Below are 22,422 nucleotides of genomic sequence, written 5' to 3'. Positions count from 1 at the left end.
ACCTAGTTCCAAAGAACTATCCCACCCTAGTGCCAATGCTTAGCCTCAGACACCGCTCCGAAGAATGGGCGTAGGCGGCTCAACTCTCTAAACTTTGATCATGTCAAAGTAGAGTGAATATTAGGTTCGCTCTATCTCAAACAACAAGGAGCTTGAGATGAGTCATTTTCTGGATAGATTGAAGTTCATGTCTAAGGTGAAATCCACCTATTCTGACGGACATGGTGCGGTGGTGGATGAGGATAGACAGTGGGAGAACGCTTACCGCAGTCGCTGGCAGCATGACAAGATTGTGCGTTCTACGCACGGCGTGAACTGTACTGGTTCTTGCTCTTGGAAAGTGTATGTCAAGAACGGTTTGATTACGTGGGAAACCCAACAAACCGACTATCCACGCACACGCCCTGATTTGCCTAACCATGAACCACGCGGTTGCCCTCGTGGTGCTTCGTATAGCTGGTATGTGTATTCTGCACAGCGCGTAAAATATCCGATGATTCGTGGCCGCTTGATGGAGATGTGGCAAGAAGCGCGTAAGACTATGGGCCCAATTCAAGCGTGGGAGTCGATTAGTCAAAATCCAGAAAAAGCTAAACGCTACAAATCTGTGCGCGGCCTCGGCGGTTTTGTGCGTGCCGATTGGGATACCGCGCAAGAAATTATCGCAGCAGCGAATGCTTTCACCGTGAAGAAATTCGGCCCAGACCGCGTGATTGGCTTCTCACCAATTCCAGCGATGTCGATGGTGTCGTATGCAGCCGGTGCACGTTACCTGTCTTTGATCGGTGGCGCTTGTTTGTCTTTCTACGATTGGTATTGTGATTTGCCACCAGCGAGTCCACAAATTTGGGGTGAGCAAACCGACGTGCCAGAATCTGCCGATTGGTATAACTCTACTTACCTGATGGTGTGGGGTTCGAATGTGCCGCAAACACGTACACCTGATGCCCACTTCTACACAGAAGTTCGTTACAAAGGTACGAAAACCGTTGCGGTGTCTTCTGACTTCGGTGAGATGGTGAAATTTGGTGACATCTGGATGGCACCAAAACAAGGTACGGATGCGGCCTTGGCGATGGCGATGGGCCATGTGATCTTGAAAGAATTCCACCTTGGTGGCAAGTCTGATTATTTCCGCAGCTATGTGAAACAATATACAGACATGCCTATGTTGGTTCGCTTGGTTGAGCGCAATGGTAGTTTTGTGCCAGATCAAATGTTACGTGCTTCGCAATTGCCAGGTGGCTTGAATGAGGCAAATAACGGTGATTGGAAGACACTCGCAATTGATGCGAACACCAATGAAATCGTGGCACCCAATGGTTCGATCGGTTATCGCTGGGGTGAAGGCAAAGTTAACGACGGCGAAAAAGTCGGTCGTTGGAACTTGGAAACTAAAGATGGTGGTTCAGGTCGTGAGATCGATCCGCAATTGAGTTTGGTTGCTAAGCATGATGAAGTTGTTAGCGTAGGCTTTAACTACTTCGGCGGTGCAGATGCGAATGATATGGTATTGCGCAATGTGCCTGCACGCAAAGTGCAATTGGCAGATGGCTCTGAAATTTTAGTAGCGACTGTGTATGACTTGTCGATGGCGAACTACGGTGTGGATCAAGGTTTGGGCGGTGCGGTTGCTTCATCCTACGATGACGACGTGCCATACACACCTGCATGGCAAGAGAAACATACTAGCGTTAAACGTGAATTAGTGATTCAAGTAGCGCGTGAGTTCGCGCAAAATGCGCACGACACGCATGGTAAGAGTATGGTCATCGTCGGCGCGGCATTGAACCACTGGTACCACAACGATATGATTTATCGCGGCATCATCAATATGCTGATGATGTGCGGCTGCGTGGGTCAATCTGGTGGTGGTTGGGCGCATTACGTGGGCCAAGAAAAACTCCGTCCACAATTCGGTTGGGTACCATTAGCGTTCGCGTCTGACTGGACACGTCCACCACGCCAAATGAACGGTACTAGCTTCTTTTATGCGCACACGAGTCAATGGCGCCATGAAAAATTGCACATCGATGAAATCCTCGCGCCGACAGCAGATAAATCCAAAGTCAGCCACATGAGCATGATCGATATGAATGCCAAATCTGAGCGTCTCGGTTGGTTGCCATCTGCACCGCAGTTGGAAACTAATCCATTAGATGTGTGTGATGCAGCGGCAGCAGCGGGCATGGAGCCACAAGAATACTTGAAGCAAAGCTTGAAGTCTGGCGCAGTGAATATGAGTTGCGATGACCCAGATAATCCTAAGAACTTCCCACGCAATATGTTCGTATGGCGTTCGAATATTCTCGGTAGTTCTGGCAAAGGCCATGAGTATTTCTTGAAGTATTTGCTCGGCACACAAAATGCCTTGTTTGATGATCCAGATGAAGCGGTGAAACCTTCTGAAGTCAAATTCCGTGAAGAAGCAGCGGAAGGTAAATTGGACTTGTTGACGGTCTTGGATTTCCGTATGAGCACGACTTGCTTGTATGGCGACATCGTGTTGCCAACCGCGACTTGGTATGAAAAAGATGATTTAAATACCTCCGACATGCACCCATTCATTCACCCATTGAGTGAAGCAGTGCAGCCTTTGTGGGAAAGTAAAACCGACTGGGAAATCTACAAAGGTATCGCCAAGAAATTTACCGAAATCGGTGGCGACTATCTCGGCACACGCAAAGACATCGTCTTGCAACCATTGATGCACGATACACCGGGCGAATTGGGTCAAGCCTTTGAACCAAAAGATTGGAAAAAAGGCGAGTGTGATTTGATTCCTGGTAAGACAGCGCCAAACTTTGTCGTAGTGGAACGTAATTACAAAGAGATCTACAAAAAGTTCACCTCAATCGGACCTTTGTTAGACAAACTCGGCAATGGCGGTAAAGGTATTAATTGGAATACCGAACACGAAGTGCATGAAATCGGTGGCATCACCAAAGTAGTCACAGAAGAGGGCGTATCAAAAGGCCGCCCACGTTTGGAAACAGCGATCGATGCCTGCGAAATGATTTTGACCTTTGCACCAGAAACCAATGGTCATGTCTCCGTCAAAGCATGGGAAGCTTTATCAAAAATCACTGGTCGCGATCATACGCATCTGGCCGTGGGTCGTGAACATGACAAGATCCGTTTCCGCGATGTACAAGCGCAACCACGCAAGATTATTTCTGCACCGACTTGGTCAGGTTTGGAATCGGAAGAAGTCAGCTACAACGCTGGTTACACCAACGTACATGAATTGATCCCATGGCGCACGCTCACTGGTCGTCAGCAGTTCTACCAAGATCACCGTTGGATGCTCGATTTTGGTGAAGGTTTGTGCGTGTACAAACCAGCGATTGACACCAAGACTGTGGCACCAATGATGAACAAATCACCGAATGGTGAAAAAGAGATCGTGTTGAACTGGATTACACCGCATCAAAAATGGGGTATCCACTCTACTTACTCTGACAACTTGCGTATGTTGACCTTGAGTCGCGGCGGCCCACACGTCTGGGTTTCTGAGATCGAAGCGAAAGAAGCCGGTTTGGTGGATAACGATTGGGTCGAAGTGTTTAACAGTAACGGTACTTTGACAGCGCGTGTGGTGGTCAGTCAGCGTGTGCCAAAAGGTATGTGCCTGATGTATCACGCTCAAGAGAAGATTGTGAATACACCTGGTGCGGAACTCTCCGGTATGCGTGGCGGTATCCATAATTCGGTGACGCGTGCGGTGTTGAAGCCAACCCATATGATTGGTGGCTATGCCCAACAGGCGTATGGCTTTAACTATTACGGCACAGTTGGTTCCAATCGCGACGAGTTTGTGGTCTTGCGTAAGATGAAAAAAGTGGATTGGTTAGAAGGCAAGTTAGAAGAATCTGAAGGAGCAGCGTCATGAAAATTCGCGCACAAGTAGGCATGGTGTTGAACCTTGATAAATGTATTGGTTGCCACACCTGTTCCGTGACCTGTAAAAACGTATGGACCAGTCGTGATGGCGTTGAGTACGCCTGGTTCAATAACGTCGAAACCAAGCCTGGCATTGGTTATCCTAAAGAATGGGAAAATCAAGCTAAATGGAAAGGCGGTTGGCATAGAAACGAGGCTGGCAAATTAGAGCCAAAACAAGGTGGCAAATTGCGCATCTTGGCCAATATTTTTGCCAATCCTAACTTGCCACAGATAGACGATTACTACGAGCCATTCACCTATGATTATGAGCGTCTGCAAAACGCGCCATTGTCGCAAACACCGCCAACAGCACGTCCTATCTCTGTGATCACTGGCAAGAAAATGGACAAGATTGTTTGGGGCCCGAACTGGGAAGATGACTTAGGCGGTGAATTTAGTTCACGTAGTCGTGATCAGTTATTCGAAGGCGTACAAAAAGAAATGTACAGTACCTTTGAATCGACTTTCATGATGTACTTGCCACGTTTGTGTGAGCACTGTTTGAACCCAGCATGTGTGGCGTCATGCCCATCTGGTTCGATCTACAAACGTGAAGACGACGGCATCGTGTTGGTCGATCAAGACAAGTGCCGCGGCTGGCGTATGTGTATCTCTGGTTGCCCTTACAAAAAGATTTATTACAACTGGAGTTCAGGCAAAGCGGAAAAATGTACCTTCTGCTATCCACGTATCGAAGCAGGCCAACCTACCGTTTGTTCTGAAACATGCGTAGGCCGTATTCGCTACTTGGGCGTGTTGTTGTACGACGCCGACAAGATTGAAGCAGCTGCCTCCACACCCAATGAGCAAGATTTGTATCAAGCGCAGTTGGATTGCTTCTTGGATCCGCATGATCCAGAAGTGATCGCTGAAGCACGCAAGCATGGTATTCCAGAAAGCTGGATTACTTCAGCGCAAAAATCGCCTGTGTACAAAATGGCGATGGAATGGAAGATTGCTTTCCCATTGCATCCTGAGTATCGCACTTTGCCTATGGTTTGGTATGTACCACCTTTATCACCAATCCAAAAGGCGGCAGAAGCAGGTCACATGGGTATGAACGGCATTATTCCTGATGTGAAATCCTTGCGTATTCCTGTGCGCTATTTAGCGAACTTGCTAACAGCAGGCAAAGAAGAGCCAGTCTTGGAAGCGCTGGAAAAAATGTTGGCGATGCGTGCTTATAAGCGTTCAGAAGTCGTGCATGGTGAACTCGATCATGATGTCTTGAAACAAGTCGGTTTGACTGCAGCACAAGTCGAAGACATGTATCAAACCATGGCGATTGCGAACTACGAAGACCGTTTCGTGATTCCATCCTCCCATAAAGAAATGGTGGAAGATAGTTTCAACGAAAAAGGTAGTTGTGGGTTTACCTTTGGTAATGGTTGCTCAGGCGGTACTTCTGATGGTGCTTTGTTTGGTAAGAAGCCGCAGGGTAGTGTGATTTTTGTGGATATGCCGAAGTCGCGGAAGAAACTTTCAACGACTGAGTAACTCCCTTCTCCCGCAAGCGGGAGAAGGGTAGGGGATGAGGGCGGTTGATAAAGTTAAACAGATTTTATTTGGCAACGTCAAATTATTCGGATTTCTGAACGCCCCTCACCCTAACCCTCTCCCGCTTGCGGGAGAGGGAATGTTAAAGCATAAAACGACGCCAACAACGCCACAAAGAATAAAGGAAATCGTATGCAAATTTATCGCATTTTATCCGCGCTACTGAGTTACCCGCAGCCAGATCTGATCGCTGCTCTGCCAGAGATTCGTACTGAATTAGCAGCTGATCAAGAGGCAGCTGATGCTCTCCAGCCCTTGCTGAATTACTTGCAAGAGAGTGATTTGATCAGTGTGCAAGAGAACTACGTGGGAACCTTCGATCGTACTCCTTCAGTTGCACTGCACTTGTTCGAGCACATTCACGGTGAGAGCCGCGATCGTGGTCAAGCAATGGTCGATTTAATTTCGGAATATCGTCGTTATGGTTTTGAACCAGAAGCGAGCGAATTGCCGGATTACGTGCCACTGTTCTTGGAATTTTTAAGCTTGGTCGATGCAGAAACCGCTGAGAAATTACTCGGAGAAGCGATTCATGTATTGGCTGCTATCGGTATTCGTTTGCAACGCAAAGACAGCCCGTACGCGAACGCATTCTTATTGTTGACCGCATTTACTGATGTTGTTCCGCAAGAACAAGGTGAGCCACCAGTGCGCGATATGGACGATGCAATGGAAACTTTTGGACCAGGTGTGGATGGTGTTGAGCCTTTGTTGAAACCGGGATTGTCGTGCTCATCGGGTGCTGCATCAGGAGGCGCGCAGGCTGTGAATTTTTATCCACGTCAACCCAAGGCTGCGAATCAAGCAGCTGCAAATTAAACTTTTTGGGAGTCAGTGATGGACTACTTACATCAATTTATCTACGGGATTTATCCCTACATCGCTTTAGCGATTTTCTTGTTCGGTAGCTTGGCGCGTTTCGAACGTGAGCAATACACATGGAAGAGTGATTCTTCTCAGATGCTGCATGCTGGCAATCTGCGTGTTGGCAATATCTTGTTCCACATCGGCGTGCTCGGTTTGTTCTTCGGTCACATGGTCGGTTTGCTGACACCAGTAATCGTGTGGGATACCTTGGGTGTATCACACGGCTTCAAACAAATGATTGCGATTGTGATGGGTGGCGTGTTTGGTACTTTGTGTATGGTTGGCTTGTTGATTTTGATGCACCGTCGTTTTACCGATGCACGTATCTCTGCCGTGACCAAAACTGGTGACAAAGTTTTGTTATTGTGGATTTTCATCACCTTGGGCTTGGGCTTGTCTACCATCTTCGAATCTTTACACCATCGCGATGGGCACATGATGGTCTTGTTGATGACATGGGCGCAGCACATCGTTACCTTCAAAGGTGATGCTGCTAGTTATATCGTCACTGCACCGTTCTTGTTTAAGGCGCACTTGTTTATGGGCTTGACTTTGTTTGTGATTTTCCCGTTCACTCGTTTAGTCCACGTATGGAGTGGTTTTGCTTCTGTCGGTTATTTGAGCCGTGCATGGCAGTTGGTACGTCCACGCTGATCGAAACTTCTAGCTTGTCGTTCCTGCCTACGCAGGAGCGACAATGAATCAAATTGCCAGCAAAAAATTTTAGGAGGCAATCATGCCCGTCATAGTCAATGGTTACGAACTCAGCGATGCTGAGATGGAGAAAGAACTGCCTGAACATCAAGGCACGGCAGATCCAATGAAGAGTGCGATGACGGCTTTGGTTTTGCGTCGCGTCTTATTAGATAAAGCTAATGAACTCGGTTTGTCAGGTGAAGATGAAGACAAAATCGAAGCTTTGTTAGTACGTGAAGTCGTCGTACCTAAGCCAAGTTCAGAAGAATGTCTGCGTCACTATCAAGCGCATCCACAGCGTTTTACTGTGGGTGAATTGGTCGAAGCAAATCACATTTTATTCCAAGTGACTCCTGCGCTCGATCTAGGTAATTTGCGACGTCATGCCGAAGTAGTCTTGCAAGATTTGTTGGACAATCCAGCCAATTTTGCCGCGATGGCAAAAGCAAATTCAAACTGTCCATCAAGCGAAGTCGGTGGCAATCTCGGCCAATTAACGCGTGGCGACACCGTTCCTGAATTTGAAAAAGTGATTTTCTCTGCAGAAGAACACAAGATCGTGCCACGTTTGGTAGAAACCAGATTCGGTCTGCACATCGTGCAACTAGGTCGTAAATTGGCAGGAAAATTACTGCCATTCGAGCAAGTTGAAAGCAAGATCGCTGACGCGATGCAAAGAGCGAGCCACGATCATGCGATGCGCCAGTATTTGCAATTAATGGTCGGACAAGCCAAGATCAGTGGTATCGAGCTGGCAGGGGCGGACACGCCTTTGGTGCAGTAGTTTTTTCGCCGCAGAGGCGCAGAGTACGCAGAGTACGCAGAGGTATTTTTATCGAGATTGAGCCTTCTTTAAATCATGCTTAAGTTTGTTAAGTTTTATAAGATTTAAGTGTTGACGAGGTAAATAGAAATTCTCGGCGTCCTCTGCGCCTCTGCGGCAAAGATTTTCAATTTAGGTAGGAGTCAATCATGTCTCAAGCAATGATGAGTTTAGTAAAGCAACACCAAGAATGTGACGATCAATTAAATCGTGTCGAAGCCGCTTTGCATAAAGCCGATCTGTCCTCGGCTGGTAGAAATTTCCGTTTGTTTGATGAGCAGTTAGAGCATCATTTTCGCTTGGAAGAAGAGCGCTTATTTCCGGCGTTTGAAAAAGCCACGGGCATGACGAATGGCCCTACCGTGGTGATGCGTGGTGAACATGCAGAGATCCGTCAATTGCGTGATCAAGCCATGGATGAAATTGAACAAGGACAAATTGAATCGGCCTTGGCAACCATCGATACACTGAATGTTTTGATTCAACAGCATAATGTGAAAGAAGAAAATATTCTCTACCCTATGTGCGGTGGTAGTGTGCCGAATTTGATGTCGGTACTTGGTATGGGCGGTTGTGGTGGTGCTTGTTCTTGTGCAGCTTAATTATCATCTCGATTTAGCAAGCTTCTTTGCTCCGCCTAAGCTAGCATAGCTTGCTTAGGCGGAGCAATTTGAAAAGCGAATGCCTTAAACTCAGGCTGAAGTTCACATAAAAAGTACGTTAGTTAGTATGTTAGTTAGTACGTTATATACTGCGTGCGATGCGCAAAACCGCCCGACAGCAAGCAGATGTTCCAATCGCAGAGGCGAAGCGATGTCAGCCCCAAAAATTCTCAACTATGAACTAGCACCTTCGCCAGCAACGATTTTTGGATGTCTGTTGCCCGCGCCGTGGTTAGGTGTAGCGGCAGGCTTGCTACTCGCCTTTGGTCCCGAAGCAGGATTACCCAATCGTTTTTCACCTTTAGTGTTAGCCGTCACCCATGTATTGGTGTTGGGAATGCTCGCGCCGATTATGGTTGGAGCTTTATTTCAATTGTTTCCAGTGGTGGCAGGGCAGGTGGTACGATCTGCGAAATGGATTGCACCGTTTGTTGCGCTTGGCTCGACTGCGATTGCCGCTGGCTTAAGCGTGGGATTTTTAGCAGGTGATCGCCAAGGTTTTTCTGTGGCTGCTTGGCTCGCCGTATTTTTATATGGCGCCATCGTGCTGGCATTAGCGCCAGCAGCTTGGCGGATTGTGTTGCCATCGCAGCCCGATGCTAGCCTCAAGACTTTACGTGGAATTGTCCTCCCCTTGAGCATGGTAATTGGACTCGGGGTGGTGTTGGCGGGGGCATTTGCGGCATGGTGGCAAGTCGATATAGCCTACTTTTTACGCTTGCATGTTGCCTGGGGTTTAGTCGGCTGGATTGCCTGTCTGGTACTTGGTGTAGCGTCAACTGTGGTGCCCATGTTTTGGCAAACTAATCGTCCTAGTTTGACTTGGCATCGACGCTTACCTTGGGATCTTTGGTTAGGTTTGCTGTTGTTGTTTGTGCCGCTCTCTGAGCGCTTGTTGGATGGTTTTTTATCGGCACTGGCTTTGTTTGTGATGGCTTTGGCGTTGGTGTCGATGCGCGCCTTACTTGGTGCAAAGCGTCGTTTTGATCCTGCATGGGTATTGTGGCTGGTTTGTGCCATGAGTTGGGCTAGTGCAGCGGGTCTGCTTTTGATACTCCTTCATCTGACATCTTATCTATCAAGTGAATGGCAGAGTGTTTTACCTTGGTGGATAGGCGTATTGTGCTTGGTTGGTGGTGCAGTGATGCCAGTCAATGCGATGCTAGGGAAAATCATTCCGTTTTTGATTTTCTTACATTTGCGTCGTCAAACTCCTATGGGACAACGGGTTCCAAGTATGCAAGTGATTTTGCCACCGACGCGTTTACGTTGGCAGGCGTGTAGCGCTGTGCTGGCTTTGCTTTGTCTCTTATGCCTACCAATCGCTCCTATTCATTGGAAATTCATCGGCGGCATCGTTTTTGCGTTTTCTCAAGCGATGTTGGCAGTGATGTTGTTGATGAGCCTAGCGCGTTATCGTCGTGAGTTGCGACGTGTTTTGTTTCCATCAAAAACCTCGACTTAGGTTAAATAAAGTACATCGTCCAATAATGAATTAACTTCTTGTAGAAGTTGCATCAATAAACCTTAGACTATTCAGAAGTATTTTTCTTCTGTACTTTTTGTCTGTTATAGTTGCTATCGAACACCTTAGCAATTCAGCTTAGCGATTCCCTAACTGTGCTCTCACCATTTAGGTTCGTCGTTCAGGTTCGTCATACAGGTCTCAATAAGGGGTTAACACTTGCAACTTCTTTTTGTCCCATCTTTGCGTCTGCTTCTCGCAAATTGTCTGCTTGGCTTTGTATTATTGCTAGCCGAAATGGCTTTTTGCAGTCTTGCGAATGCGGGTTCCTTGCATCGTTTGCGCTTTGATCATTTTAGTATCGATCAAGGCTTGCCTAGTACTGGCATCATGACCGTGTATCAAACACGCAATGGATTTGTGTGGATGGGAACAGCAAATGGTTTGGTTCGTTACGACGGCAGACATATTCGTTTATTTTCACATGCACCAGCAAACGAGAACAGCATTAGCCATGATCGTATTTTCAGTTTATTTGAAGATGATCAACAACGCTTGTGGATAGGAACGCGACGCGGTTTAAATGTATTGGATTTGCGCAAAGAGTCGATACAGCGTATCGCGATGCCTACCGATATGGATTTGAAGCAGCAAGTGGTGTATGGCATCACGCAAGCAGATCGCGGTGGTTTGTGGATTGCAACTGCGGCTGGATTAATGTTGTTTGATCCAACTAGTCAGCAATTTACTCGCTGGCGAGCTGAAGGTGCCGCATCTGGCGAGTTTGTTGGTGAAGTGCGCGCATTGATTAGCGATAATCAACTCAATAATACTGGTAATAAGGTAGGCGGGATTTGGATAGGACAGGGCCAAACCATCGCGCGTATTGATCATCAAGGGAAATTGACGCATCGTGTCAACATCAGTGCAGCGCAAGCAAAAGCCAAGGCGTTGGCACAATCATCTGCACAAGTACGTAGTCTAGCATTCGATCGTCATGGGCAACTTTGGGTTGGATTGACCGATGGCTTGCAAATATGGACTTTGCAGCAGAATCAGCTCAAATCGCTGACTTTACCGTCCAATTTAAAACTACCGAATGCAAGCATCACTGCGATATTGCAAGATCATGAACATGCTATGTGGTTAGGTATGGGAGATGATCAAGGACTACTACGTTGGCGCGACGACCAACAGATGCTGGAAAAATTCCGTAATCGGCCATCGGTCAATAGTAGTTTAAGTGGCGATTCGATTACCTCGTTGATGCAAGATGCGAGCGGTGGCTTATGGGTAGGTACCAGTGATTATGGCGCAAATTTAGTGGATTTGAAGGGGCGTAGTTTTACCAGCTATCTGAATATTCCAGGGGATGAACGCAGCCTATCACATCGTTTAGTTACTGCTGTTTTACCAGATGGAAATGAGCATGCTTGGCTTGGCACCTTGGGAGGTGGTTTAAATCGTTTGCATCTTGCTAGCGGTGAATCACAGCGCTTCACGCAACAACAAATGGGGGTGGAATATATACGTGCCTTGATGTTGGATAGTAAAAAGCAATTGTGGGTAGGTGGCGAGCGCTTGCAGATTTTTAATCCGATAACGCAATCTAGTCGTGAGATTGAATTTGACAAAAGTTTTCCTATCGGTGCGCGCTTTACTTCATTGGTGCAAGATCAGCATGGAGAAGTATGGGCCGGTACCAGTGTTGGTCTCTATCGGATCAAGCCGGACGGCAGTTTTCGAATCTATAAAGCGGAACTGAATCGCCCGGATTGGATAAACGATGATGCAATTGATAGTCTTTTGATTGATCAACAACAACGTTTGTGGGTAGGCAGTAAAGGCGGCTTATTTATTTTCGATTCACAAGCGGAAAAATTTTTAGCGATCGGTAAAGCGTCTGCGTGGTTACCAACTCCACAGAAATTAGGTGTGACCGCCTTACGACAAGATAGGCGTGGTCGTATTTGGGCGGCGACGATTTTAGGTGGCTTATTGGAAGTGAAGCCGGTAGCAGGGGCGGTTGGCGCTAATGCGTGGGAACTCGTCTCTTGGGCGGATATCCCGCAAATTCCTAAAGATGTAATCGAAGCCATGCAAGACGCCGAAAACGGCGAGATCTGGATGAGTAGTGAACGCGGTTTAATGCGCGTGCGTCCAGAAACGAGAGAGGGGCATAACTTTCCTTCTTTTGGACGTTTTGATGGCGCTTTCAATTTTGCTGCTGCGACTAGAATGCCGGATGGCGGTATGCTGTTTGGTGGGGTCGGTTTGACTTATTTTCATCCACAAAATATTTGGGAAAATAGAGTGGCGCCACGCGTCGTTTTGAGTGATATTTTGCTGTTTAATAAGTCACTTACGATGGCAGACAATCAAACAGATAGCGCGGCAAACACCAATCAAAATACGAGTAAAGTTGGTGATGCCGAAACCACTGCAAAGAGCGGCCTAGCAGATTTAAAAAGTTTAGGCATAGACGGCCCTTTAAGTGCGAGCAAACAAATCAAGCTAGATCACACGCAAACCATGGTCAGCTTTGAATTGGCCGCCTTACATTTCTATAATCGTACGCAAAATCGTTACGCGTGGAAGTTGGAAGGCTATGACCAAGATTGGATTTATGGACAAGGAGATCGTAGCGTCGCCACGTACACCAATCTGGATGCCCGTACTTACCGATTAATGGCAAAAGCCGCTAATCCTGACGGTGTGTGGGGGGAAAGTACCGAAATTTTAACTGTCGTTGTGACCCCACCGTTTTGGCGAACTTGGTGGTGGTATGGGATGTGGATCGTGATCGGCTTGAGCGCACTACGATTTGCCTATCATGTGCGCTTAAAAGCCATTCGTGAGAATCAACTGTATCTAGAGCAGCAGGTAAAGGCGCAAACGCAAGAGGTATTAGCGCAAAAAAAATTAGCCGAAGCACAAAGAGAAATCGCTGAACGTGCGCGTAATGATATCGGGCGATTAAGTGAAATCGGTTTGCAAATTACTTCCTCGCTGGATAAACGAGAGATTCTTAATACCCTGTATCAAAATATTCGCAGCATGGTGCGAGCTAGTACATTTGGCGTTGGTATTGTTGACTGGGATAGACGCGTTATTAGCTTTGAATACACGGTGCAAGGAGATCAGTTAATTTTGCCTTACGAGCGTAGTTTGGATGCAGAGGAACAACCAGCTACTCGTTGTGTATTGAGCGGACAAGAGTTGATTGTGAACGAAATCGTCCACGATAGTCGAGAGATGGATCCGATTATGGCGAAGCGCACAGGTGAAGTTTATGTGCGTTTGGAAGATGGAACTCCGACAGAAGATTCGCGTTCTGGCGTATATGTACCGATTATTTTAGGTGGCCGCGTCATGGGTGTGGTGGGAGCATTAAGTAAAGAGGCGAATGCATTTAGTTTAAACGATTTAAACATCTTGCGTACCTTAGCTTCTTACACCGGCGTTGCGTATGACAATGCTGAAGCCTATCGTCGTTTAAAAATCACGCAATCAAAGTTGGTCGAGCAAGAAAAACTTGCGGCGCTAGGATCGTTGGTGGCGGGTGTCGCACACGAACTGAATACACCGATCGGCAATAGCTTATTGATGGCGAGTACGATGCAAGAAATGACCGAGGAGTTCTTGCAAAAAGTAAAGGAAAATCAACTACGTCGTTCTGATTTAGAGAACTACACGCTTAGCGCCATTAGTTCCTCGGATTTAATGGTGCGTAGTTTAACCAGTGCCGCCAATTTAGTGAGTAGCTTTAAGCAAATTGCGGTTGATCAGACTTCTGACCAACGTCGTAGTTTTGATTTGAACCATTTCTGTCAGGAAGTTGCCTTAACCTTGTTTAATCGTAGCAAGCGAGAAGGCCATGAGATTCGCGTAGAAATTGCAGGAGACTTGGTTCTGGATAGTTATCCCGGTTCTTTAGGACAGGTTCTAAATAATTTGATTATCAATGCCATGGTACACGGTTTTAATGAACGCAAAAATGGGCTCATCTTGATTCGGGGTCGCGCTTTAGATGCAGCGCGGGTGGAATTAATTGTCGAAGATAACGGTGTCGGCATCGCACAAGAAAATAGGGAACGAATTTTTGAGCCCTTCTTTACCACGCGACTTGGTACTGGCGGTAGTGGTTTGGGACTACATATTTGCTACAACATTATTCATTCTATTTTGGGCGGAAGTATTCAAGTGCAAAGTGAGCTTGAACAAGGTAGTCGCTTCATTATGGTGTTGCCACTTGTTGCACCTGATCGTGTTAATCAGGTAGATCAAAATTGATACTAACTATTTTTTGGATGAGCTGTAAATCCGGTTTGAATTGTTCGCGCTATTCAATTAGTCTTCATCACAGCTAATATTGGCGGCTATGAGTTAGTCTTTGCTGTCCCTCGTTTGAGCTAGCGGCAATTCGACGATAAAGCAGCAACCATTGCCAAACTCACTCTCGCAGCTGACGGTACCACCCATCGCTTCGGTGAGTTTCTTGACGATAGACAGTCCCAAACCAGTCGAATGTTCACCTGCAGTTGGCACACTCGATAGTTTGCTAAACCGTTCGAACAAACGTTGCTGGTCCTCTGCGGTTAATCCTTGTCCTTGATCTTGAATGCAAATTTGCGCGAACTCTTCATGTCGCGATAATTGAACGGTGATCAGTTTGCCGATAGGTGAATACTTGATCGCGTTTGAAATTAAATTATCTAACACTTGAAAGCACGCATTTTGGTCGACCGACACCATCAGGCTAGGTGGATTGCTTGCATACTCTGTGTCAGAAAAATTTAGTTGATACTGTAATTCTTTTGCGCGTAAATTATGTTCGTATTGAATTAAGACTTGATGGCAAAGTTCAACAATATTGATCGCATTTTTTTCGAGTTTGGTATTGCCCGATTCCATCGCATTGACGTCGAGCAAATTGGTGATGATATGCATCATGCGATTGCCACTGCGACTGATTCTTTCTAGATAACTATAGCGCTGTTCGGGTGTGATGCTTGGTTCGAGTTTGCGCATTAAATCGCTGAGACCAATGATGCCGGTTAGCGGATTTTTCAAATCATGGGCGGCAATTCCCAAGAATTCATTTTTTTGTTTATCGAGTTTTTCCAAGCGTTCAATTAATTCTGCCATTTCTTTTGTACGTTGCTGGATTTTGCTTTCTAATTCTTGTTCGGCTTTTTGCGAAATAGAAAGCAGTTGCGCTTGTGCTAGCGCATTTTCATTCTTAATGATGTTGATACGATCTGCTTGCGCTAAGGCGAGTAAGATGATTTCAATAGCAGCGCCAATCTGGAAGCCATATTCACTTAACCATGAGCTTTCAATCACACCGAGATTTCGTAAGATGACTAATAAACCGCCAGCAACCCATGCGGTTGTCGCTGCTACCACAATATAGCCCGGACGATAGCCGCGCCAGCCTATCAGCATGCCGATAGGAATCACTACAATCATCTGAATAAAAGCGAGAATTTGCGCTGTGGCGGCAACGTAGCTGTTATATCCCGCTAGTACTGCAATCATGATTAGTACCGCAAATATTTGTAGTATCCGAAATCCTTTGGCGATATTCGGCATGATTTTGGGTAACTGTAAGAAGCTGGATATGAACAGCGAATAAAACAGCAATAGGCTGGGTACCGCGAGGCTTTGAATTAACTCAACTACCCAGATATTATCGGGTTCAAAATATAGAGCTAGATGACCATTATTATTGAAACCAACTAACAATGTGAGTGCAGATAAGAGCAAATAAAAACCATTGGCATTATCGCGATAACCGAACATCAAAATGAGATTGTAGGCAATCATTGCCAACATGATGCCGTAAAAAACGCCCATCAAGCTCGATTGAAAATTACTTGTCTCGGCAAAAGCTTGCGGCGTATACAAGTGCGCACTGAAATACAATGCACTGCTGGTTTGTATGCGTATATAAATGCTGTGTTTTTCAGTATCTGCTATTGCTAGGCGATACACCGCTAGTCGATGACGCGTTTCACCATCGACGAAGCGGGTATGATCACCAGACCGATGTGTACTAATGATGTTTTGATTCTTTACATGATATGCACGCACATCATCGAGCATATTCGGCGTTACTTCCATCCACCACTCTGTTGATGCAGCCGGATCTTGCCGTTGTAAATCTAATTTCAACCAAAAGACCGAACGTGTATAAGAGGCGCTTAGATTGCCATTCAATAATTTAAATCCGTTTACATTTTTTGGAATGCGCTCAGTCTGGCTTGAATCTGCTTGGTCTAGTCGTAAGATGTCATCAATCGTGAGGGCGCCTGATTTATCTTCTAGAACCTGCCAATGCGATTTTAAATTGACGGCGCTAGTGCTACTTTGTAGAGCCAATACTTTGGCTGTAGCGCGGCCGATCGAGCAATCAAAGAGTTGCCAACACAATACAACTAAAAGCAGTTTGATTACTTTATGCATGACCACAATATCGTATGAAAAATGTTCTCTTGCGATAGAGATATAAATGTGCACAACTTTGCTTATGCATTGTCATAGCGTCTATGAATCAGGCTAGCAATTTTTTGATAGTTGATCAATGGATTTTCTTGTTTGTCGCACAATTTTGCAATTGCCGTTGTGCTTTCGTTATTCTTTGATGATGTAAGTGCGCAAACTTTCAAGCATGTCTATTCCAATTACTTTTGATATTTGCAAACACCGACAAAATTTGATCTGGGACAAGATTTATCCCCCAAAAGAACTAGATGATCTAGCTTGGCGGCGAATTGTGCTGTGGCTTTAATCGGCACAAAATGACAGCATGAAAAATCTCTCTATATCCCCTGCATCGGCTTCTGGAGCGCAATTGATTGATCGCTTTGGGAGGCAATTAACTTATCTGCGTGTCTCTGTCACCGATAAATGTGATTTGCGCTGCAGTTATTGCATGCCTAAAGGGTTTAACGGCTTTGAGGAGCCGGAGAATTGGCTCACATTTGCGGAAATTGAAAGAGTGGTTGCTGCCTTTGGTCGCTTGGGCGTAGCGCGCGTGCGTTTGACTGGTGGTGAGCCATTATTGCGACGCAATTTGCCGCAGTTGGTGGAGCGGTTGGCTAGCCATGCAGAGATTCGAGACATTTCTTTATCGACAAATGCGACGCAATTGCATAAGCATGCACAGGCTTTGTATCAGGCTGGTGTGAGCCGCATCAATGTCAGTCTGGATAGTCTAGATAAAGCTTGTATGGAAAATATCACGGGGCGCGATAGCTTCGCCAGCATCATGGCGGGATTACAAGCTGGCAAGCAGGCAGGATTTAAGCCTATCAAACTCAACATGGTGGTGATGGACGGTGTCAACGAGCATGAAATTCCCCGTATGGCGGAATTTTGTTTTAACGAAGGATTCATTTTGCGCCTAATTGAGGCGATGCCGATGGGTAGCACAGGACAAAATAGTCAATACCGCGACATTGGTCCGATTCGAGACCAATTGGTGCGTCAGTTCGATTTGATTCCAGCGGCTGAAGAATTGGGTGGCGGTCCGGCTCGCTATTGGACACGTCGAGATGGGCAAGGAACGATCGGTTTTATTTCACCGATTAGCCAACATTTTTGTGCCAGCTGCAATCGGGTGCGTTTGGCGGTCGATGGCACGCTGTATATGTGTTTGGGTCAAGATGAGCAATTTGCCTTGCGTCCTTTATTGCGTGCGGGCATCAGCGATGCAGAACTTGAACAAGCGATACGAGAAGCGATAGAACTCAAGCCAGAGCGCCACGAGTTCGCGACACAAAGACATAAAATTATCCGGTTTATGTCACAAACCGGTGGATAGTCTACTGAGTAAAATAGAGTGAGGTTGAAGATGGAAGTGCGTAATATTCACCAATTTATTGAAGGGTTTCAACGCTTTCAGTCCAAATATTTTGCTGGTGAGAAGCCGCTTTATAATAAGTTGAATAATGGTCAGAATCCGACTACCTTGTTAATTGGCTGTTGTGATTCGCGGGTTGACCCGGCTTTACTACTTGATTGTGATCCAGGTGATATTTTCGTGATTCGGAACGTGGCGAATTTAGTGCCACCATGTAATGAATCTGGCAATCAACAAGGGGTTAGTGCAGCGATACAGTTTGCGGTAGAAGCTTTAAATGTGAAGCGTATTATCGTCATGGGGCACGAAAAATGTGGTGGCATACGGGCATTAATGCAGGGCTATCAACCGAGCCGTAAGATTGATTTTATTGGTCGTTGGATGCGTATTGTTGAACCGGTTAAACAGCAAGTGTTAAGCCAATTAAGTCACTGCAGCAAAGAAGTACAAGTTCACGCCTGCGAACTTGGAGCGATTATCTTGTCACTCAATAATTTGCGTAGCTTCCCTTGGGTCGCAGAACGTGAACAAAGTGGCGAAATTGCGCTACATGGTTGGTATTTCGATATGACTAACGGCGCATTGCTGGCATACTCTGACCGTACCGATAGCTTTCTGCCTATGGTTTGTCCACTTGGTGTGCCGCACGCAAGCAGTGTCGATACAGTTGAATCTCTTGAAACGACAGAAGAAGTCAGCAAAAATGCAGAATTGGTTGATTGAGTAATTGATCAAGGGTCGATCAATAGCAGATCAATCAAAGTGAAAAACACAGCGAGTTAGAAAAGAGTCATATGGATTCCTCCAAGCAATTACCGATAGGCAAACGCCTGACTTTTCGTATTTTGATGACGACGGTAGTTGGTTTGGCTTTGACTTTAGCTGCGATTGGTTACACCTTATTATTGTCTTGGCAGTTAGAAGGTGGTGGTGCAGCAATTAATGAGGCAGGTAGTTTACGTATGCGCTCTTATCGCTTGGCGATGGTGTTAGAACATCCGCAGAAAGGTAATAGCGTTATACAAGAGTTGCAAGAATTTAATCGTACCTTATCTGATCTTGAACATGGTGATGCCAAGCGCCCCTTGTTCTTGCCACAAACGACATCGATACGTGAGCAAATGAAAAAGGTGCAGCAAGATTGGCATCAACATATTCAAGTCAACGCGCAGAAAGTTGTGGCGCAAACCGATCCACAATTAAAGCAAATTGCCCTAGAAGATTACGCTGCGCAATTGCCGGGATTCGTCAAAAACATTAATCAGCTGGTCTCGCTAGTTGAGGTCGAATTAGAAGAAAAAACGACGTGGTTAAGGCTGTGTCAGACCGCCTTGATTTTTATGTCGCTCGCCGCCAGTATCGCCTTACTTTATCTTTTGTATTTGTGGATAGTTGGACCAGTGACGCGCATGCAAGCGGGTATCGCGCGTATGAGTAAAGATGATTTAAGCGTGCGACTTCCGATAGAAACCGAAGATGAATTTGGTGTCTTAGCGCAAGCCTTTAATCAAATGGCCGATCATGTGCAAACTGTGCATAGAACTCTAGAAGATCGTGTTTCAGAAAAGACCGCGAAGCTACAAGCGCAGAATCACGAAATTAGTACGATGTATGAGATCGCGGCATTTCTGTCTGGTCCTCATGCGATTGAAGAATTGTGCCGTGGATTTTTACATAGAATTATGCAGAGAATGAATGCCGACGGTGGCACGGTTCGTATTCTTGATAGTGATAAAGGTAATGTCCATATCACGGTACACGAAGGTATTTCTGAGAAAATGATCGAGGAAGAGCATTGCATTAAAAAAGATGATTGCTTGTGTGGAGCAGCTACTTCGAAAGGAATTATTTTAGTGCGTGATTTTCGTCTGCTAGATCAACAAAAGCGTTATCGTTGCCAAGAGGAAGGATATATCTCTTTGGCAGTGTTTCAAATTCAAGCGCGTGATCAAGTGATCGGTAGTTTCTCTCTGCATTTTTCCCAAGAACGTGTAGTGAAAGGCGAGGAACGTCGCTTGCTAGAAATTTTGGGTAAAAACTTAGGTTCATCGATTGAAAATCAGCGATTAATTGCCAGAGAAAAAGAATTCGCAGTGTCGCAAGAGCGCAATTTGTTAGCGCAAGGCTTGCATGACAGCATTGCACAAGGGCTTAACTTCTTGAACTTGCAGGTGCAGATGTTGGAAGATTCCTTGAAGCGCAATGATGTCGAAGAAATTCACGATATCACGCCACTGTTACGTGCAGGAATCCAAGAAAGTTACGAGGATGTGCGAGAGCTTTTGTTAAATTTCCGTACCCGTTTGCAAGACAGTAATTTAGAATCTGAAATGCGTAACGTGGTGTCTAAATTTCAGCGTCAAACTGGCGTACATGCGACGATAGAAATTAGTGGTGATGGCGCACAATTGGCGCCTGAGCAGCAATTGCAAGTGCTGTTTATCTTGCAGGAAGCCTTATCAAATGTGCGTAAACATGCGCAAGCGAGCGAGGTCAAAGTCAAGGTTGCAAACGATCGTGATTTTGTGATGACTGTCCATGATGATGGTGCTGGCTTTGATATGAGTAAGGTTGCGCAAAAAGGTGATAGTCACGTTGGCTTACGCATTATGCACGAACGTGCCGAGCGTCTTGCTGCACAGTTTTCGATTGAGAGTTCGGTTGACCAAGGCACGACCATTGCATTGCACTTGAAACGTGCTGAACGCTTAGTGGCTTAGTTTTGGTGGCTTAAACTTAGTAAACAATTTAGCGAAGAAATTGTAGAGACATGAGCATAAAAATTTTATTAGTCGATGATCACAGCTTGTTTCGTAGTGGCATACGTTTGCTTTTGCAACGCAATCCCGAATTCGAAATTGTTGGCGAGGCCTCTGATGGTTTGGAAGGTATCAAACGCGCAAAACAATTAAAGCCTGATGTCGTGTTAATGGATTTAAACATGCCAGGCTTATCTGGGTTGGAAGCAATGCAATTGATCGTTGAAGATTTGCCCGATACGGCAGTGTTGATGCTAACAGTCTCAGAAGAAGCAGAAGACTTGACAACCGCTTTAAAGAGTGGCGCTCGTGGCTATTTGTTGAAGAATATTGAAGCGGATTATCTAACGCAAGCGATTAAACGTGCGGCTGCTGGGGAGCCTGTGATTGCGGAATCGATGACAGCCAAGTTGGTCATGCAATTTCGATCAGGGAATAACGTATCAACTGCACCAGAACGTGAAAAACTGACGCCACGTGAACGCGAGACGATGGTGTGCCTAGCCCGTGGTGAAAGCAATAAAGAAATTGCGCGCAATCTTGATGTTGCTGAGAGCACAGTCAAAATTCATGTTCAAAACATTCTGAAGAAGCTTAACCTAACTAGCCGTGTGCAAATTGCGGTCTATGCGGTTGAGCATGGGATGGACAAGTAATTACGCATAAGATTGTCAACTCGATAAATAATGACTAGCCATCTGCAACGCCGAACTACTCCTAACGACGTATAGTCGACCCTAATCTTCCCCGATTACACTGTGTTACACACATTTAAAAGATGGGGGACTCGCTATGAGTAAGATTAATCTTGATGGACTTTTATCGAATCAGGCTTTATTTCGCCATATTTCGCCGTTTGAGTTAGAAAGCTTAAAAAAGGAAGTCGTGAAAATGGAGTTAGACAAAGGTCTAAGTCTGTTTCAAAAAGGCGATACAGCGGATGCCTGTTTTATTTTGGTCTACGGCTTGGTGAAGTTGGCGATTCCATCGTCCAATGGCAGTGACAAGATCGTTGAGTTAATTCGACCAGGTCAATGTTTTGGTGAAGCTATGCTGTTCTTAGATGAGCCATATCCATTTTATGCAGAGTCTTTAGAGCCTTCATTGTTACTGCGTTTGCCGCGCAATGCGCTGTTTAAATTGCTCGACCAATCGCCAACAATTGCACGTCAAATGATGACGGGTTTGTCGTATCGTTTGCTTGGATTTATCCGCAGCGTAGAACGACAATCATCACATAATGCCATGCAAAGGGTAGTCGATTATTTGGTACAGGTTGCTATTACCCAAGATAGCAATGACATCCGCCTTGAGTTAAAGAAAAATGTGGTGGCATCTTTACTCAATCTGACGCCCGAGACTTTTTCTCGAATGTTGCATCACTTAAGTGAATTAAACTTAATCCGTGTTAGTGCATCGCGAATTTATATTCACTGCATGACGGCATTGAAGGCGTACGCAAGCACTAGTGCAGTACAAGAAACACCAACTGCTAAAAGTAATGTGCGCCCCTTAACACGACGTATCACGCCGGAATTACATGTAGAGCAGGGAGTTCGGACTAGTTCTTTTGGCTGATCAACTCCTACTTTTGCGGATCGCTCTATCCCCATACGTAGAATTCTCAAATAGACGCACCATCCTTAATATGACATTCAGGATGGTGCGTTTTTCTTTGTGCAGTCGAACTGTCATTGGTAAGTACAAATCGGCAGGCATAAAGAGTCTCTAACATCAAAAATAATTTGAGATTAAATGTGAGATTAATTCAGTGAAGGAGT

General features: G+C 45.7%; 14 protein-coding genes. 13 read left to right on the top strand and 1 reads right to left on the bottom strand.

Annotated features, from left to right (window positions below):
- The first annotated feature begins 157 nt into the window (after nt 1–157).
- The 8 genes from KDM92_RS08670 to KDM92_RS08635 all read left to right on the top strand — a co-directional run bounded on the left by KDM92_RS08670 (nt 158) and on the right by KDM92_RS08635 (nt 14,308).
- Nucleotides 158–3,892, top strand: coding sequence for a nitrate reductase subunit alpha (locus KDM92_RS08670; RefSeq protein ID WP_212683964.1), 3,735 nt, complete (start codon nt 158–160; stop codon nt 3,890–3,892).
- Nucleotides 3,889–5,442, top strand: coding sequence for a nitrate reductase subunit beta (gene narH / locus KDM92_RS08665; protein ID WP_212683963.1), 1,554 nt, complete (start codon nt 3,889–3,891; stop codon nt 5,440–5,442). Before KDM92_RS08670 ends, narH begins: the two co-directional genes overlap by 4 nt.
- A gap of 192 nt (nt 5,443–5,634) precedes the next feature.
- Nucleotides 5,635–6,321 carry a nitrate reductase molybdenum cofactor assembly chaperone gene (gene narJ, locus KDM92_RS08660; protein WP_212683962.1) on the top strand — a complete coding sequence of 229 codons (687 nt, stop codon included), beginning with the start codon at nt 5,635–5,637 and terminating at the stop codon, nt 6,319–6,321.
- An 18-nt stretch (nt 6,322–6,339) separates the two neighbouring features.
- Nucleotides 6,340–7,023, top strand: a complete 684-nt coding sequence (gene narI / locus KDM92_RS08655) for a respiratory nitrate reductase subunit gamma (protein ID WP_212683961.1) — start codon at nt 6,340–6,342, stop codon at nt 7,021–7,023.
- An 82-nt stretch (nt 7,024–7,105) separates the two neighbouring features.
- On the top strand, nt 7,106–7,849 hold the full coding sequence (locus KDM92_RS08650) for a peptidylprolyl isomerase (RefSeq protein ID WP_212683960.1): 744 nt from the start codon (nt 7,106–7,108) through the stop codon (nt 7,847–7,849).
- Nucleotides 7,850–8,037: 188 nt separating this feature from the next.
- Complete coding sequence (locus KDM92_RS08645; RefSeq protein WP_212683959.1) at nt 8,038–8,490, top strand: hemerythrin domain-containing protein; 453 nt, start codon at nt 8,038–8,040, stop codon at nt 8,488–8,490.
- A 211-nt stretch (nt 8,491–8,701) separates the two neighbouring features.
- Nucleotides 8,702–10,015 (top strand): hypothetical protein, encoded by a 1,314-nt coding sequence (locus tag KDM92_RS08640; protein ID WP_212683958.1) that lies wholly within the window; start codon nt 8,702–8,704, stop codon nt 10,013–10,015.
- A 219-nt stretch (nt 10,016–10,234) separates the two neighbouring features.
- A complete protein-coding gene (locus KDM92_RS08635; protein ID WP_212683957.1) occupies nt 10,235–14,308 on the top strand; it encodes a two-component regulator propeller domain-containing protein in 4,074 nt (1,357 codons plus the stop codon).
- A gap of 93 nt (nt 14,309–14,401) precedes the next feature.
- Here the strand turns inward: KDM92_RS08635 and KDM92_RS08630 are convergent, their stop codons facing one another.
- Nucleotides 14,402–16,483 (bottom strand): sensor histidine kinase, encoded by a 2,082-nt coding sequence (locus KDM92_RS08630; RefSeq protein ID WP_212683956.1) that lies wholly within the window; start codon nt 16,481–16,483, stop codon nt 14,402–14,404.
- Nucleotides 16,484–16,826: 343 nt separating this feature from the next.
- Between KDM92_RS08630 and moaA the strand changes: the two genes are divergently transcribed.
- The 5 genes from moaA (at nt 16,827) to KDM92_RS08605 (ending at nt 22,219) form a co-directional block, all read left to right on the top strand.
- Nucleotides 16,827–17,843 (top strand): GTP 3',8-cyclase MoaA, encoded by a 1,017-nt coding sequence (gene moaA, locus KDM92_RS08625; RefSeq protein WP_212683955.1) that lies wholly within the window; start codon nt 16,827–16,829, stop codon nt 17,841–17,843.
- Between the two features lie 30 nt (nt 17,844–17,873).
- Nucleotides 17,874–18,605: a carbonic anhydrase gene (locus KDM92_RS08620; protein ID WP_230408247.1), complete on the top strand. Its 732-nt coding sequence runs from the start codon at nt 17,874–17,876 to the stop codon at nt 18,603–18,605.
- A gap of 71 nt (nt 18,606–18,676) precedes the next feature.
- The gene (locus KDM92_RS08615) at nt 18,677–20,602 is read left to right on the top strand and encodes a type IV pili methyl-accepting chemotaxis transducer N-terminal domain-containing protein (protein ID WP_212683954.1); all 1,926 of its coding nucleotides are present in this window, start codon (nt 18,677–18,679) and stop codon (nt 20,600–20,602) included.
- A gap of 50 nt (nt 20,603–20,652) precedes the next feature.
- On the top strand, nt 20,653–21,297 hold the full coding sequence (locus KDM92_RS08610; protein WP_212683953.1) for a response regulator: 645 nt from the start codon (nt 20,653–20,655) through the stop codon (nt 21,295–21,297).
- A gap of 136 nt (nt 21,298–21,433) precedes the next feature.
- Nucleotides 21,434–22,219 (top strand): Crp/Fnr family transcriptional regulator, encoded by a 786-nt coding sequence (locus tag KDM92_RS08605; RefSeq protein ID WP_212683952.1) that lies wholly within the window; start codon nt 21,434–21,436, stop codon nt 22,217–22,219.
- Nucleotides 22,220–22,422: the final 203 nt, after the last annotated feature.

Origin of the sequence: Affinundibacterium baiyunense, from assembly GCF_018139645.1 — a bacterium.
In the GTDB taxonomy this organism is placed as follows: Bacteria; Pseudomonadota; Gammaproteobacteria; order Burkholderiales; family Burkholderiaceae_D; genus Undibacterium; species Undibacterium baiyunense.
This window is presented reverse-complemented; position numbering and strand designations above follow the sequence as displayed.